This window comes from Bacillus cereus group sp. MG1, from assembly GCF_040460035.1.
Taxonomy (GTDB): domain Bacteria; phylum Bacillota; class Bacilli; order Bacillales; family Bacillaceae_G; genus Bacillus_A; species Bacillus_A cereus.
Genome location: NZ_JARVGY010000001.1, coordinates 2,762,251 through 2,777,099, shown reverse-complemented (window position 1 = coordinate 2,777,099; position 14,849 = coordinate 2,762,251). Strand labels below are relative to the sequence as shown.

Genomic DNA, 14,849 nt, shown 5'->3' with positions numbered 1-14,849 from the left:
GCCTTACGCCATCATTTTCTTCGCGTTTTCAATAACTTCTTCAATGCCACCTACTAAGCGGAATGCATCTTCTGGAAGGTCATCATATTTTCCTTCTAGAATTTCTTTGAAACCACTAACTGTATTCTTTACAGGTACGTAAGAACCTTTTTGACCTGTAAACTGCTCAGCTACGTGGAAGTTTTGAGATAAGAAGAATTGAATACGACGAGCACGATGTACAACTAACTTATCTTCTTCAGATAACTCATCCATACCTAAGATAGCGATGATATCTTGAAGCTCTTTATAACGTTGTAAAGTTTGCTGTACTTGACGAGCTACTTCATAATGTTCTTCTCCTACGATTTCTGGAGAAAGTGCACGAGATGTAGATGCTAATGGATCTACGGCTGGGTAAATACCCATTTGCGTTAAACGACGCTCTAAGTTTGTTGTTGCATCTAAGTGAGCGAACGTTGTAGCTGGTGCTGGGTCAGTATAGTCATCGGCTGGTACATATACCGCTTGGATAGACGTGATAGACCCTTTATTTGTAGATGTAATACGCTCTTGTAATTGACCCATTTCTGTTGCAAGTGTTGGTTGGTAACCTACCGCAGATGGCATACGACCAAGAAGGGCAGATACTTCAGAACCCGCTTGCGTGAAACGGAAAATGTTATCGATGAACAGAAGTACGTCTTGTCCTTGCTCATCACGGAAATGCTCAGCCATTGTTAAACCTGTTAATGCAACACGTTGACGTGCTCCAGGTGGCTCGTTCATTTGTCCGAATACCATCGCAGTTTTCTTGATTACGCCAGAATCGCTCATTTCGTGGTATAAGTCATTACCCTCACGAGTACGCTCACCTACACCAGCGAATACAGAGATACCACCGTGCTCTTGTGCGATGTTGTTAATTAATTCCTGAATTAATACTGTTTTACCTACGCCGGCACCACCGAATAGGCCGATCTTACCACCCTTAATGTAAGGAGCAAGTAAGTCTACTACTTTAATACCAGTTTCAAGAATTTCTACTTTAGTAGATAATTCTTCGAATGCAGGTGCTTGACGGTGAATTGGATCACGATGTACATCTGCAGGAACCTCACCATCTAAGTCAATTGCATCACCTAATACGTTAAATACGCGACCAAGTGTTACATCACCAACTGGTACAGAGATTGGTTTACCAGTATCTTCTACTTCTGTGCCACGAACAAGTCCATCTGTGGAAGACATCGCAACTGTACGAACTGTATCATCACCTAAATGAAGTGCAACTTCAAATGTTAAGTTAATACTTCCGTTTTCGTTGCTTTGTTTTACCGTAAGGGCGTTGTAGATTTCTGGTAGCTTTCCGCCATCAAACTTAACGTCTACAACCGGACCCATGATTTGCGTAACGCGCCCTTTATTCATCGGGTTCCCTCCTAGCTTTCTTTTAATTAGCCAACTTTCTACGAGCAGCTAGCTTTTAATTTTTTATTGGTTTATAGCTTACGCGACTCTTTTGACAGAGCCGCTTCCGCTTTTTATTGAATCTAGCTCCAGCGGTTAGAATGTTCGGTGGCTTCGCTTTTTCCTACGAGGCACAAATCGCCTCTACGTCAAAAGCTCCATCCCCCTCTCATTCTGAACGAACCGCTTCCGCCTTTTAATACTATTCTAACGCTGCTGCTCCACCAACGATTTCCGTAATTTCTTGCGTAATCGCTGCCTGACGCGCACGGTTGAATGAAAGTGTAAGTGAATCGATAACTTCCATTGCGTTGTCTGTAGCACTCTTCATTGCTGTCATACGCGCTGCGTGTTCACTTGCTTTACCGTCTAGTAATGCACCGTACACTAAGCTTTCTGCGTATTGTGGCAATAGTACTTTTAAAATTTCTTCTTCAGAAGGTTCGAATTCATAAGCTGTCGTCGGTTTGTCAGACGCCACATCAGTAAGCGGTAAAATTTTATTTTCCGTTACCTCTTGTGAAATTTTACTTACGTAATGGTTGTAGTAGATGTACAGCTCATCATAAGCACCATCTGCGAACATCGCAATTGCTCGAGAAGCAAGGTCTTTAATATCAGTAAATGATGGGTGGTCAGATAATCCAACTACTTCATCAATAATGTTAAAGCCGCGACGTTTTAAATAATCACGTCCTAGTCGTCCAAGCACAATAATAGAATATTGGTTTGAATCCATATTATGACGTTCACGAATTACGTTACTTACTGTACGTAATACGTTACTGTTATAACCACCTGCTAGTCCGCGATCAGACGTAATAACGATGTATCCTGTACGCTTTACAGGACGCGCATTTAGCATTGGATGATTAATCCCTTTGCTTCCTTGCGCAATGCTCGCTACTACTTCTTGAATCTTTTCCATATACGGAACGAAAGATTTAGCATTTTGCTCTGCACGGTTTAACTTAGATGCAGATACCATCTCCATCGCTTTCGTAATTTGACTCGTTTTCTTTGTCGAGTTAATCTTCGCTTTTATATCGCGTAAAGATGCCACAGGTTTTCACCACCTTTTTTCCGGAAGTTGGCACGATTAGTAAGAATCCTCTTCCTAATCTACGTTGCAAGATATTCTTGCTCATGATTGAAGGAAAAGAATAGGTGCACCTACTCTTTTCCTTTACATGACCTTTAGCAATCTCAGAGCCCGAGATGCCTTTTATATATACTATCTAGCTCCAGCGGCTTGAATGCTCGGTGGCTTCACTTCTTCCTACGAGGCAAACACCGCCTCTTCGTCAGAAGCTCCATCCCCCTCACATTCAGAACGAGCCGCTTCCGCTTTTATTATTCAGAAGCTACAAATACTTTTTTAAATCCATTGATTGCTGCTGCAAATTTGTCGTCATCCGCAAGTTTCTTAGTTGTGCGGATTTCTTCTAATAAGTCAGTCGCATTAGAATCTAACCAAGCATGGAATTCTTCTTCAAAACGAGTGATATCTACTACTGGGATATCATCTAGGAATCCACGTGTTAAAGCGTAAAGAATGATAACTTGTTTCTCTACACGTAATGGTTTGTGTAATCCTTGTTTTAATACCTCAACAGTACGAGCACCACGGTTTAATTTCGCTTGAGTTGCTTTATCAAGGTCAGAACCGAACTGAGCGAACGCTTCTAACTCACGGTAAGATGCAAGGTCAAGACGAAGTGTACCTGATACTTTACTCATTGCTTTAATCTGAGCAGATCCACCTACACGAGATACAGAAGTACCCGCATCGATCGCTGGACGTACGCCAGAGAAGAATAGGTCAGATTGTAAGAAGATTTGTCCATCCGTAATAGAAATTACGTTTGTTGGGATGTATGCTGATACGTCCCCTGCTTGTGTTTCGATGAAAGGTAGTGCAGTTAAAGAACCGCCGCCTTTTGCATCACTTAATTTTGCTGCACGCTCTAATAAGCGAGAATGTAAGTAGAATACATCCCCTGGGTAAGCTTCACGACCTGGAGGACGACGTAATAGTAATGACAGCTCACGGTAAGCCGCTGCTTGTTTTGATAAGTCATCATATACTACTAATACGTGTTTACCATTGTACATGAACTCTTCACCCATTGTTACACCAGCGTAAGGAGCTAGGTATAATAATGGAGCTGGTTGAGAAGCAGATGCAGTTACAACGATTGTGTACTCTAATGCACCGTGCTTACGTAGTGTTTCTACTACGTTACGTACAGTTGATTCTTTTTGTCCAATTGCTACATAGATACAAATCATATCTTCATCTTTTTGGTTAATGATTGTATCAAGTGCAACCGCTGTTTTACCAGTTTGACGGTCACCGATGATTAACTCACGTTGACCACGGCCAATTGGTACAAGAGCATCGATCGCTTTAATACCTGTTTGAAGTGGCTCATGAACAGATTTACGATCCATTACACCTGGTGCTGGACTTTCGATTGGACGAGTGTTTGTTGTATTGATTGGGCCTAAACCATCAACTGGTTGACCTAATGGGTTTACAACACGACCAATTAGTTCTTTTCCTACCGGTACTTGCATGATGCGACCAGTACGACGAACTTCGTCACCTTCACGAATTTCTGTGTAAGGTCCTAAAATGATAATACCTACGTTGTTTTCCTCTAAGTTTTGTGCTAGTCCCATAACGCCGTTAGAGAACTCTACAAGTTCACCAGCCATTACGTTATCAAGACCATGAGCACGCGCGATACCGTCACCAACTTGGATAACTGTACCAACATCACTAACTTCGATTTCAGACTGATAGTTCTCGATTTGTTGCTTTATCAGTGCGCTAATTTCTTCAGCTCTGATGCTCATGTGCTTCACCCCTATCTATTCTTCATTAATTCACGCTGAATACGTGCTAATTTTCCTTGTAAACTTCCGTCATAAATGCGATTTCCAATACGTACTTTAATTCCGCCTAGTAAATCTTCATCTACAACATTTTTCACGCGAATTGCATCTTTTCCCGTTCTCTTTGCAAATGCTTCAGCAATGTTAAGCTTCTCTTCTTCTGATAGAAGACGAGTAGAATATACAGTTGCATCCGCTACGTTACGTTCTTCATTAGCAAGAACAACATATTCATCTGCAATTTCAGGTAAGATATCAATGCGTTTGTTATCAATTAAAATATATAACGTATTTAAAATAGATTCAGAAACAGATCCGAATACGTTTGCAAGAAACGTTTTCTTTTGTTCCTTTGAAATGTTCGGTTGCGTTAAAAAGCTATGTAGTTCTCCGTTCTTTACATAAACGTTTTGTACAAGGCGTAATTCCTCTTCAAACATTTCTAATACGTGTTTTTCTTTAGCAATTTTAAAAAGAGCGACAGCATAACGTTTTGCTACAATCCCATTGCTCATCGCGCTTCTCCTACTTCTTTAATATAATCGCGAATTAACTTCACTTGATCTTCTTCTTTTAATTCTTTTTCAATTACTTTAGAAGCAATTTGAACAGATAAAGAAGCAACTTGTTCTTGTAAAGCAGCAATTGCTTGCTCTTTTTCGCGTTGAATTTCTTGTACAGCAGATGCTTTAATTGATTCTGCTTCTTCTTTCGCAGCAGCAACAATAACATCTTTTTGATCTACAGCTTGCTTTTTCGCTCTTTCGATTAACTCTTGTGCTTCAACACGTGATTGTTTTAACATTTCACGTTGTTCTTCTACTAACTTCTTCGCCTCAGCATTACTTCTTTCTGCAGCGTCGATTTCATTAGTAACATGCTCTTCACGTTCTTTCATAATTCCCATTAAAGGACCCCACGCAAATTTGCGTAGCATTACTAATAGAAGTAAGAAAATGAACAATGTATAAGCAATCGTTCCAAATGGAATGGCAGCACCTAATAATAAAGTTGGCACAAGGATTCACTCCCTTCAAAATATCTAAATTGATCATATGAAAAAAAAGACATACGTTTCATTCATAAAGCAATGGCGAAGAAAGTTCGGAAAAACACTCTTCGCCATCTATGTAAGGGGAGTCTCCCTTATTTGTTCATTACGATGAATGCAATAACTACACCGATGATTGGAAGTGCCTCAACTAAAGCAACCCCGATGAACATAATTGTTTGAAGTGCGCCTTTTAATTCTGGTTGACGAGCAACACCTTCGATTGTACGTGATACGATAAGACCGTTACCAATACCTGCACCTAATGCTGATAAACCAATTGCAATTGCAGCTGCGATTACACCTAAACTCATTTAATTTGTCCTCCTTTGTATTATAAAAAAATAAATTTTTTCTTACTTAAATTATATTAATGGTCATGGCTTACTTTATGAGCCATATAAACCATCGTTAACATAACGAAAATAAATGCCTGGATTGAACCAACGAATACACTGAATCCCATCCATGCTAACATTGGTACAAGCGCACCTAATGCCCCAAGGACTGATGCTCCGCCCAACTTAGCAAGTAATCCTAATAAGATCTCACCTGCATAAATGTTACCAAATAAACGAAGACCTAACGTTAATGTGTTAGCAAACTCCTCAATAACCTTTAATGGGAATAAGAATTTCATAGGTTGGAAATAACCTTTTACGTACTCTTTCGTACCCTTCATCTTAATTCCATAATAATGGGTGAGGGTAACTACCATCACGGCTAATGTTAATGTAACTGCTGGATCAGACGTTGGTGATCTCCACCATGCAATATGTTCGCCAGCTTCAGTTGCTGAATACATGAATGGTAAACCAAGGAAGTTCGATACGATGATAAACATGATAAGCGTAACGCCAAGCGTTAAGAAACGTCCACCTGTTTTCCAGTCCATCGTACTATTGATAATCCCTTTCACGAAGTCAAACACCCATTCCATGAAGTTTTGCATCCCGGTTGGGCGAAGAGCTAAGCTGCGAGTTCCGATAACAGCGATTAAGAAAACAATAACTGCTGCTACAGTAACCATCATAACTGATGACAAATCGAACGTTAAACCTAGAAATTCAACTAATTTACCGTGTTCCACTAGTAATTCACCTCTCTTCCCTGCTCTTATACTCTAAATAAAGAAAATCTATGATCATGACAAGGTATCCTGTCAGCAATCCTACACCTAGGCCCCACATCGCGATTAACTCTTGATATTTGGCTGCAAATAAAATTAATAACCCAATCGTGGCGAATCTTGAATATGTACTTACCGCTGTTGCCTTGAACTTCACGTTTTCTCCATTTGTTACGCGATCTAGCAGCTTGTCTGTTCTACGTGCAATGATGCGCAAACTAAGAAAACTGAAAATCGTCCCGATAATCAGTCCAAGAAATACATCCTTGTAAGAGGTAAATCCCCATCCTAGCACTAGAAGCGCAAGCAAGTAGTACATATATTTCTTTTGTCTTTGGACAAGTCCATGTACGTCTATCATCATTGCTCTCCCGAATAGTAATGTCGAATGAGTCGAATCATTGCGTATACCCCTGTTCCTAGTCCGAGTAATAACCCTATAATAAGAAACAACGGAAACGTTCCAACCTTATTATCAATCCACTGCCCACCAAAGATTCCAACAAGAATAGAACCGACTAATTGAGCAAGAATACCTGACATTAAAGCATAAGCTTTTATATGGCTGCGATCGTTTTTTTGCAAGGATTCATCCCTCCAATATGTAACCCTCATTCACGATGTGTTAATAATAACTCATTTTTTTGCATAAATCCTATACAAAACAAAAAATTTACATTTTCGTCACGGAATAGATGTAATTTTGTCACTGAAAGCCCTACCATCTATCCCCGTTGTTAGCATACAATAGGGTATTAACAGTGTCAACGAGAAATCGTAAAAAATCTAAAAATTTGAGTATTAGGCATTTCCTCCCAAAAATGAAAACGTTCCCCTTCTAAATACTGGTTACATATATGCAATTTCTAACAGTTTTCTCTTTATAATAGAAGGAAATGTTCACAAGTTTGTCACTATTATATTTTCGAGATATAACGCTTTTCTTCCATAATATAGTGTTCCTCAGACGTAAGACTTCTATATTATATGTGAGGTGTATGCAACTTATGTTGTATATACGATGTATATTTATCCTCTCCCCCTCCCCTACTTGCTTACAACAAAAAAGACGAGCTGGGAAATCTCCCCTGCTCGTCAGTTGTCTTACTTCGTTCCGAATAAACGGTCACCAGCATCACCAAGACCTGGTACTACATATCCGTGGTCATTTAATTTCTCATCTAATGCTGCTACATAAATATCAACATCAGGATGTTCTTCTTGTACTACTTTTACCCCTTCTGGAGCTGCAACGATACACATTAATTTAATTTGTTTCGCACCGCGCTTTTTCAGAGAGTTAATTGCTTCAGCCGCAGAACCACCTGTTGCTAGCATCGGATCTAGTACGATAAAGTCACGCTCTTCTACATCCGTTGGAAGTTTCACATAGTATTCTACCGGTTGCAATGTTTTAGGGTCACGGTATAAACCAACGTGTCCTACTTTTGCTGCTGGAATTAATTTCAGAATTCCATCAACCATTCCTAAACCTGCACGTAAAATCGGAATTAAACCAAGTTTTTTACCAGCGATCACTTTTGTTGTCGCTTTGCTTACAGGTGTTTCAATTTCAATGTCCTTAAGTGGAAGGTCGCGAGTAATTTCGAAAGCCATTAAACTTGCTACTTCGTCCACTAATTCACGAAAATCTTTCGTACCTGTATTCTTATCGCGAATATATGTAATCTTATGTTGAATTAACGGGTGATCAAATACATACAGTTTTCCCATGTGAATCTCTCCTTTAGATGATATTCATGCGTTTGCACGCTTTTTTACACTATTTACGATTGTAAAGAAAACGCTACTAATATTCAAGGGCAAATTTGGCAAAATCATGATTTTACGATGAATCTATCTAGTATCTTTACCAATTATGGGAGCTGTATCCTTCATTATATCGCCAAAATTTATTCATCATTTGTATACATACTTTAAAAATAATATATGTCCACAAAAAAGACCGCCAAAACAATTAAGTCTCGGCAGTCTTCTTCAATCTATTATAGATTTGGATACATTGTGAATTTGCTAGTTAACGCTTCTACACGCTTACGTACTTCTTCTAATGCAGCTTCATTTTCATGATTTTTTAATGTATAAGCAATAAGTGACGCAATTTCATCCATTTCTTCTAAACCGAAACCACGAGATGTTACAGCTGCTGTACCGATACGTACACCACTTGTTACAAATGGGCTTGCTGTTTCAAATGGAATTGTATTTTTGTTCACTGTAATACCAACTTCATCTAATACGTGCTCTGCTACTTTACCTGTGATTTCTAAGTTACGAACATCAATCAAGATTAAGTGATTGTCTGTTCCGCCAGAAACAAGTGTAAGTCCTTCTTTTTGAAGACCTTCAGCTAAGCGGTTCGCATTGTTAATGATATTTTGTGCATATGTTTTGAAATCATCTTGAAGTGCTTCACCAAATGCAACAGCTTTTGCAGCGATTACGTGCATAAGTGGACCACCTTGAATACCAGGGAAGATTGATTTATCAATTTGTTTTGCAAATTGCTCTTCACATAAAATCATACCACCACGCGGACCACGTAACGTTTTATGTGTTGTCGTTGTAACGAAATGTGCATGTGGTACTGGATTTGGGTGTAAACCAGCAGCTACTAAACCAGCGATATGTGCCATATCAACCATTAAATAAGCGCCCACTTCATCTGCAATCTCACGGAATCGCTTGAAATCGATAACACGAGGGTATGCACTTGCACCTGCAACGATTAATTTTGGTTTATGTTCTTTCGCTTTTGCTAATACATCATCGTAATTAATACGGTGAGAGTCAGCATCCACGCCATATTCTACGAAATTATATTGTACTCCACTGAAGTTAACAGGGCTTCCGTGTGTTAAGTGACCACCATGAGATAAGTTCATACCAAGTACTGTATCGCCTTGCTCTAAAATCGTAAAGTATACTGCCATGTTCGCTTGTGCACCAGAGTGTGGTTGAACATTTACGTGCTCTGCGCCGAAAATTTCTTTCACGCGATCACGTGCGATATCTTCTACTACGTCTACGTGTTCACAGCCACCATAGTAACGTTTTCCAGGATATCCTTCAGCATACTTATTCGTTAAAACAGAACCTTGTGCCTCCATTACTGCTTCACTTACGAAGTTTTCCGAAGCAATTAACTCAATCTTTGAACGCTGTCTTCCTAGTTCTGCCTCAATTGCAGCAAATACCTTTTCATCTTGACGTTTTAAATGATCCACCAAAATCCCCCTTTTCTGAACGAATTACATCGATTCCCAACAGTTTTTTCTTATTTATTCAGAAAAAACGAAAATTCAGGTTGTAATTCTTTCGAACCTTCATGTTTTCAACTACATTCTAACATGACTTTCTATATCATAAAAGAAAAAAAAGACCGAAAATCGGTCTTTTCTTTCTTCTATTATAAAGTCAGACAACATACCTTTTATCTTATGATAAACAGTTACTATATGACTTCCTAATTTCTCATATTTAACGGCAAGTGGTAGTCTCTTCCACTGCCGCATAGACAGCACGCGCTCCACCAATTAGTTTTCCACGTGTTTTGGCCATCGTTACATGCGCACTTCCAATTGCCTTCACACTTGTACGAACCGGAACAGCTACATGCTTTAAATGCATACCGATAAATGTATCACCAATATCCATTCCTGCATCAGCTTTAATAAACTCAACTACTACCGGATCTTTCAAATTGTGATACGCGTATGTCCCCAATGCACCACCTGCTGATCTAACAGGCGTAACTGTTACAATTTCAAATTGATATTTTATCGCTACTTCTCTCTCAACTACTAAAGCACGGTTTAAATGCTCACAACATTGAAACGCTAATTCAATACCTGTTCGCTCTTGAAATTGTTTTAACTCAGAGAAAATCGCCTCTGCTACTTCCATCGTTCCTGATGTTCCAATTCTTTCGCCTAGCACTTCGCTCGTGCTACAACCCACTACAAAAATTTGACCGCTTTGTAATGAAGCTTGTTCTTGGAAATCAGAAAGCGACATTTGTAGCTGTTCTCTTACCTTTACGATTTCTGTCATTACGCCTCTTCCTTTCACAGGTTGGTTCACCAAATTATATTTCACACTACTGATAGTTAGAATCTATTACTTTGTTTCGTATGTTTTAATTTTTCCTACGCGGTTTTCGTGACGACCACCTTCATAGTCAGTTGTTAACCAGATTTTCGCGATATCACGCGCTAGACCAGCACCAATTACACGCTCGCCCATCGCTAGCATGTTAGTGTCATTATGCTCTCTCGTTGCTTTCGCGCTGAAAGTATCATGAACTAACGCACAACGGATACCATTTACTTTGTTTGCTGCGATTGACATACCAATGCCTGTCCCACAAACTAAAATACCACGATCTACTTCACCATTCGCTACCATTTCAGCTGCTGGAAACGCAAAGTCAGGGTAATCAACAGAACCAGCTTCACATTCACAACCTAAATCAACATATTCAATATTTAACTCTTCTAATAAACTTACAAGTTCTTTGCGGATATTCATACCGCCGTGATCAGATGCTATTACTACTTTCATTTTTACCCCTCCAAAGTTTCAATCAATTATCTTCATTTCACACTCGCTACCTCATATAGGAAGAAGTGATCTCCAATATCGTATTATACACGAAACATCAACCTACTGAATGTTTTTTCAGTAAAGTTTGTACAAGTTTTTCCATCTCATCTAACGTTTCTTTATAAATAGAAAGCGAGCCTCCAAATGGATCTGAAATGTCCTTGCCTATACCTTCAGTTAATCCATATAACGTATTTAATTTCTTTTCAACGCTCGGATAATGCCCAAGTACAATTTGTTTATGGTTTTCTGTCATCGTTACAACAATATCAGCCCAATCAAGCAAAGTTTCATTTACTTGCTGCGCCGCATGATCAATTAAAATTCCTTTTTCAGCTAAAGCTTCCTTCGCATGTACCGATGCATCGCTCCCAGGATAGGCGAAAACACCAGCAGATTGCACTTCAAACTTATCTCCTCCGTGATGACGAAGCAACGCCTCAGCCATTGGACTACGACATGTATTGCCAGTACAAACAAATAACACTCGTTTCATTCAAACCCACCCCTATATTCGATTTCTTACCATTCATCATAACTTACATTAGAATAGAACAAAAGAAATGTGAATATACAAAAGGCGCATTTCTCTTATATTTTTTCTAAGAAAAATGAGCCTTATCCACATATATGTGAAACCCTATTTCCAAGTGCCTAGAGTATTTTAACATACATGCTGAACATGCAACAAAAATAAGGAATCCATTTCATACGAAACGGATTCCTCTTATATTGCAATTATTTCATTGTAACTTTCATTACTTCTGTTGAACCTTTTGTAGCTGCTACGCCTACAGTTGTCTTAATAGACTCAGCTGCATCTGTGTTTGTAATAACAATTGGAGTAATTGTGCTTTTCGCTTTTTCACGGATTAATTCTAAGTCGAATGAGATTAATTTATCTCCAGCTTTTACAGCTTGGCCTTCAGAAACGTGAGCTTCGAAACCTTCGCCTTCCATTTTTACAGTTTCTAATCCAACGTGGATTAAAATTTCTGTACCGTTTTTCGCTTTAATTCCGATAGCATGTTTTGTGTGGAATAATTGTACGATTTCACCATCAACTGGAGATACAACTACACCTTCAGTAGGATCGATTGCAACACCGTCACCCATCATACGACCAGCAAATACTGGATCTGGTACTTCTTCAATATTTTTCACTGCTCCAGTTAATGGAGCTACGATTGTTTCTTCATTTGTTTTTGAACCAAGACCGAATAATTTTTTAAACATAGGATAGTCCTCCTTATAATTTACCTAAAAGTTTATAGGGCAATCCCTAGTAAAGCTCGGGATACATGTAAGACTTCATACTTCGAATATTATACTGTAAAAACGCTTTCGAAATAAATTACGTCATTACTAATAGACTCTTATTGTAGCGCTTCACAAAATTCCAGTCAATTCTGATTGTCTGAATAACAATTAGAAGTTAACTTCTATTTATATTTTCTCTTTTTTTGCCCAACTTGTCTAGAGGTCTTTACTACATTTTATTTTTTGTTGTTAATTTGTAAAATTTAATTCAAACTTTTTTCGAAATTCACTTGACTAAAGTAAGTAACTATTTTATTATTACTTACGTAAGGTAAGTTAATAACTTTTAGGAGGTTTTTAAAAATGATGGATTTCGGTCTACTTATTATTCGTCTTATTATAGGAATTACATTCATGGGTCATGGCGCTCAAAAATTATTTGGTTGGTTCGGCGGTTACGGTTTAAAAGGAACAGGTGGCTGGATGGAGTCAATCGGTTTACGTCCTGGTGTATTTATGGCATTTATGGCTGGCGCAACTGAATTACTAGGTGGTTTCTTATTTGCATCAGGTATTTTCATTGTAGTTGGTTCATTATTTATCGTTGGAACAATGTTAATGGCTATCTTCACTGTTCACGGAAAAAATGGTTACTGGGTAACACAAAACGGATATGAATATAACTTAATGTTAATCGCTGTCGCTGTTGGTGTAGCTTTAATCGGACCTGGCGCATACGTTTTACTTTAATTTTTATCTCAAATTTGAGATTCTTGAAAAAAGAACTTACTTCATTACAATTGAAGTAAGTTCTTTTTATGAAACAAAATATTATTTCCAGCAGGATTTTCTCATCGTTATCTTGTAAACAAACAATAAGTATTCATATTTAGAAAGGGGATTACAAGCATGTTATCCATTAATCCAAATGAACAAACTGAAAAAGATAATTACAAATTACTTACTGGAAGTATCATCCCTCGTCCTGTCGCATTCGTTACTTCTGTAACAAAAGAAGGCGTACTAAACGGAGCACCATATAGTTATTTCAATATTGTCGCTGCTAATCCACCACTTATCTCAGTATCTGTACAACGAAAAGCCGGAGAAAGAAAGGACACTTCCCGAAACGCAATTGAAAAAGGAGAATTTGTCGTACATATTTCTGACGAATCATATGTAGCAGCAATTAACGAAACAGCAGCTAACCTCCCGTCAAATGAAAGTGAAATTGAACTAGCAAAATTAACACCAATCGAAAGTGAAGTCATCTCTGTTCCAGGTGTAAAAGAAGCAAATATTCGAATGGAATGCGTATTAGAACGTGCAATTCCACTTGGCGGAACGGAAGACTCACCAGCTTGTGATCTACTAATTGGACGCGTCGTTCGTTTCCACGTTGCCGAACATCTATATGAAAAAGGGCGCATTCACGCCGAAGGACTCAAACCAATAAGCCGCCTAGCAGGACACAACTATGCAAAATTAGGAGAACAATTTGAATTGGTTAGGCCAATCTAAAAGCGGAAGCGGCTCGCTCAGAATCGCAGGGCACTTCAAGCTCTCGACCTTGAAGCGCTTTTTGCTTCATGCGAGAGAGCGAAATGACCGGAGATTCTAGCCGCTGAAGCTGGATAATATTTAAAAGTGGAAGTGGCCCGTTTAGCTCTGACCAGCTAAGGTTCTCTCGCACAAAAGGTGCTTTTTACCTTTCGTGCGGGAGGTTCTTAGATGCGAAGAGCTGGCCACTGGAACTGGATAATATCTAAAAGCGGAAGCGGCTCGTTCAGAATCGCAGGACACTTCAAGCTCTCGACCTTGAAGCGCTTTTTGCTTCATGCGAAGAGCTTGCCGCTGGAGCTGGATATATTTAAAAGCAAGGCGGCTAGATTCCTCCCATCACTCAAATATAAAATCCCCTGCTTTTTAGCAGGGGATTTTCTCATTGTAATTCTTCCTTCTTTTCCTCTAAAGTAGGCATTTTCTCTTTTTTCGGCTTCCCTAGCTTAATTACGAAGAAGTATAGGGAAAGCAATGTAATAAGAAAAACAATTAAAAACGGGTACGGAGAGTAAAAGGCACGCGCCGCCTCAGTCTTTCCCGCAACAAATTTCAATGACTCAATATCTAAAAACTCAGCAAACATTTGTACACCAAGCATACTAAACCAAAAAACAAAAAAACTAATAATAATACCAAAAACTTGCTTCAATCTCGTCATTCATCTCATCCTTTCTATATCTGTAATTTTTAGCGCAATAAATATAGTACAAACAAAATATTCACAGAAAGGAACTATCTCACCATTCACGAATTAACTTAATCCAACCTAACATCGAAATTTGCAAAATAATACCCCAAATTATAAGTCTTCTTAGCCATCGAGGATAGAAGGTCAAAAATTTAACATACCATTCCAATAGCTTGTTCATA

20 protein-coding genes are annotated in these 14,849 nt (G+C 38.8%); 2 read left to right on the top strand and 18 right to left on the bottom strand.

The window, feature by feature from the left end:
- Positions 1-3: 3 nt before the first annotated feature.
- The 16 genes from atpD to QCI79_RS14325 all read right to left on the bottom strand — a co-directional run bounded on the left by atpD (position 4) and on the right by QCI79_RS14325 (position 12,392).
- On the bottom strand, positions 4-1,410 hold the full coding sequence (gene atpD, locus QCI79_RS14400; RefSeq protein WP_001032593.1) for a F0F1 ATP synthase subunit beta: 1,407 nt from the start codon (positions 1,408-1,410) through the stop codon (positions 4-6).
- A gap of 241 nt (positions 1,411-1,651) precedes the next feature.
- Positions 1,652-2,512 (bottom strand): F0F1 ATP synthase subunit gamma, encoded by an 861-nt coding sequence (atpG, locus tag QCI79_RS14395; RefSeq protein ID WP_000157696.1) that lies wholly within the window; start codon positions 2,510-2,512, stop codon positions 1,652-1,654.
- A gap of 290 nt (positions 2,513-2,802) precedes the next feature.
- Positions 2,803-4,311, bottom strand: a complete 1,509-nt coding sequence (atpA, locus tag QCI79_RS14390; protein WP_000027518.1) for a F0F1 ATP synthase subunit alpha — start codon at positions 4,309-4,311, stop codon at positions 2,803-2,805.
- Between the two features lie 11 nt (positions 4,312-4,322).
- Complete coding sequence (atpH, locus tag QCI79_RS14385; protein ID WP_000064683.1) at positions 4,323-4,865, bottom strand: F0F1 ATP synthase subunit delta; 543 nt, start codon at positions 4,863-4,865, stop codon at positions 4,323-4,325.
- Positions 4,862-5,368: a F0F1 ATP synthase subunit B gene (gene atpF / locus QCI79_RS14380; RefSeq protein WP_001142618.1), complete on the bottom strand. Its 507-nt coding sequence runs from the start codon at positions 5,366-5,368 to the stop codon at positions 4,862-4,864. The genes atpH and atpF overlap by 4 nt, the downstream gene beginning before the upstream one ends.
- A gap of 128 nt (positions 5,369-5,496) precedes the next feature.
- Complete coding sequence (gene atpE, locus QCI79_RS14375) at positions 5,497-5,715, bottom strand: F0F1 ATP synthase subunit C (protein ID WP_000052064.1); 219 nt, start codon at positions 5,713-5,715, stop codon at positions 5,497-5,499.
- 56 nt (positions 5,716-5,771) lie between these two features.
- The gene (gene atpB / locus QCI79_RS14370) at positions 5,772-6,491 is read right to left on the bottom strand and encodes a F0F1 ATP synthase subunit A (RefSeq protein WP_000399871.1); all 720 of its coding nucleotides are present in this window, start codon (positions 6,489-6,491) and stop codon (positions 5,772-5,774) included.
- A gap of 7 nt (positions 6,492-6,498) precedes the next feature.
- Positions 6,499-6,891 carry an ATP synthase subunit I gene (locus QCI79_RS14365; protein ID WP_000567600.1) on the bottom strand — a complete coding sequence of 131 codons (393 nt, stop codon included), beginning with the start codon at positions 6,889-6,891 and terminating at the stop codon, positions 6,499-6,501.
- On the bottom strand, positions 6,891-7,115 hold the full coding sequence (locus QCI79_RS14360) for an AtpZ/AtpI family protein (protein ID WP_001171223.1): 225 nt from the start codon (positions 7,113-7,115) through the stop codon (positions 6,891-6,893). The genes QCI79_RS14365 and QCI79_RS14360 overlap by 1 nt, the downstream gene beginning before the upstream one ends.
- A 26-nt stretch (positions 7,116-7,141) precedes the next feature.
- Positions 7,142-7,255 carry a DUF4024 domain-containing protein gene (locus QCI79_RS14355; protein ID WP_000232962.1) on the bottom strand — a complete coding sequence of 38 codons (114 nt, stop codon included), beginning with the start codon at positions 7,253-7,255 and terminating at the stop codon, positions 7,142-7,144.
- A gap of 379 nt (positions 7,256-7,634) precedes the next feature.
- The gene (gene upp / locus QCI79_RS14350) at positions 7,635-8,264 is read right to left on the bottom strand and encodes a uracil phosphoribosyltransferase (protein WP_000517539.1); all 630 of its coding nucleotides are present in this window, start codon (positions 8,262-8,264) and stop codon (positions 7,635-7,637) included.
- A gap of 272 nt (positions 8,265-8,536) precedes the next feature.
- On the bottom strand, positions 8,537-9,778 hold the full coding sequence (glyA, locus tag QCI79_RS14345; RefSeq protein ID WP_000349807.1) for a serine hydroxymethyltransferase: 1,242 nt from the start codon (positions 9,776-9,778) through the stop codon (positions 8,537-8,539).
- 253 nt (positions 9,779-10,031) lie between these two features.
- Positions 10,032-10,604 carry a TIGR01440 family protein gene (locus QCI79_RS14340; protein ID WP_000136381.1) on the bottom strand — a complete coding sequence of 191 codons (573 nt, stop codon included), beginning with the start codon at positions 10,602-10,604 and terminating at the stop codon, positions 10,032-10,034.
- A gap of 66 nt (positions 10,605-10,670) precedes the next feature.
- Positions 10,671-11,114 carry a ribose 5-phosphate isomerase B gene (gene rpiB, locus QCI79_RS14335; RefSeq protein WP_000869547.1) on the bottom strand — a complete coding sequence of 148 codons (444 nt, stop codon included), beginning with the start codon at positions 11,112-11,114 and terminating at the stop codon, positions 10,671-10,673.
- Positions 11,115-11,211: 97 nt separating this feature from the next.
- Entirely contained in the window at positions 11,212-11,652 is a 441-nt protein-coding gene (locus QCI79_RS14330; protein WP_000832369.1) for a low molecular weight protein arginine phosphatase, read from the bottom strand.
- Positions 11,653-11,894: 242 nt separating this feature from the next.
- Positions 11,895-12,392 (bottom strand): PTS sugar transporter subunit IIA, encoded by a 498-nt coding sequence (locus tag QCI79_RS14325; RefSeq protein WP_000473665.1) that lies wholly within the window; start codon positions 12,390-12,392, stop codon positions 11,895-11,897.
- A 387-nt stretch (positions 12,393-12,779) separates the two neighbouring features.
- Here QCI79_RS14325 and QCI79_RS14320 point away from each other — a divergent pair, with 387 nt between their 5' ends.
- Together QCI79_RS14320 and QCI79_RS14315 are read left to right on the top strand one after the other, a co-directional pair.
- A complete protein-coding gene (locus tag QCI79_RS14320; protein WP_000968616.1) occupies positions 12,780-13,166 on the top strand; it encodes a DoxX family protein in 387 nt (128 codons plus the stop codon).
- A 159-nt stretch (positions 13,167-13,325) separates the two neighbouring features.
- A complete protein-coding gene (locus tag QCI79_RS14315; protein ID WP_021727550.1) occupies positions 13,326-13,937 on the top strand; it encodes a flavin reductase family protein in 612 nt (203 codons plus the stop codon).
- 421 nt (positions 13,938-14,358) lie between these two features.
- Here the strand turns inward: QCI79_RS14315 and QCI79_RS14310 are convergent, their stop codons facing one another.
- Positions 14,359-14,637, bottom strand: a complete 279-nt coding sequence (locus tag QCI79_RS14310; RefSeq protein ID WP_000197472.1) for a DUF3935 domain-containing protein — start codon at positions 14,635-14,637, stop codon at positions 14,359-14,361.
- Positions 14,638-14,716: 79 nt separating this feature from the next.
- Positions 14,717-14,848, bottom strand: a complete 132-nt coding sequence (locus QCI79_RS14305; RefSeq protein WP_001037636.1) for a hypothetical protein — start codon at positions 14,846-14,848, stop codon at positions 14,717-14,719.
- Position 14,849 lies beyond the last annotated feature (1 nt).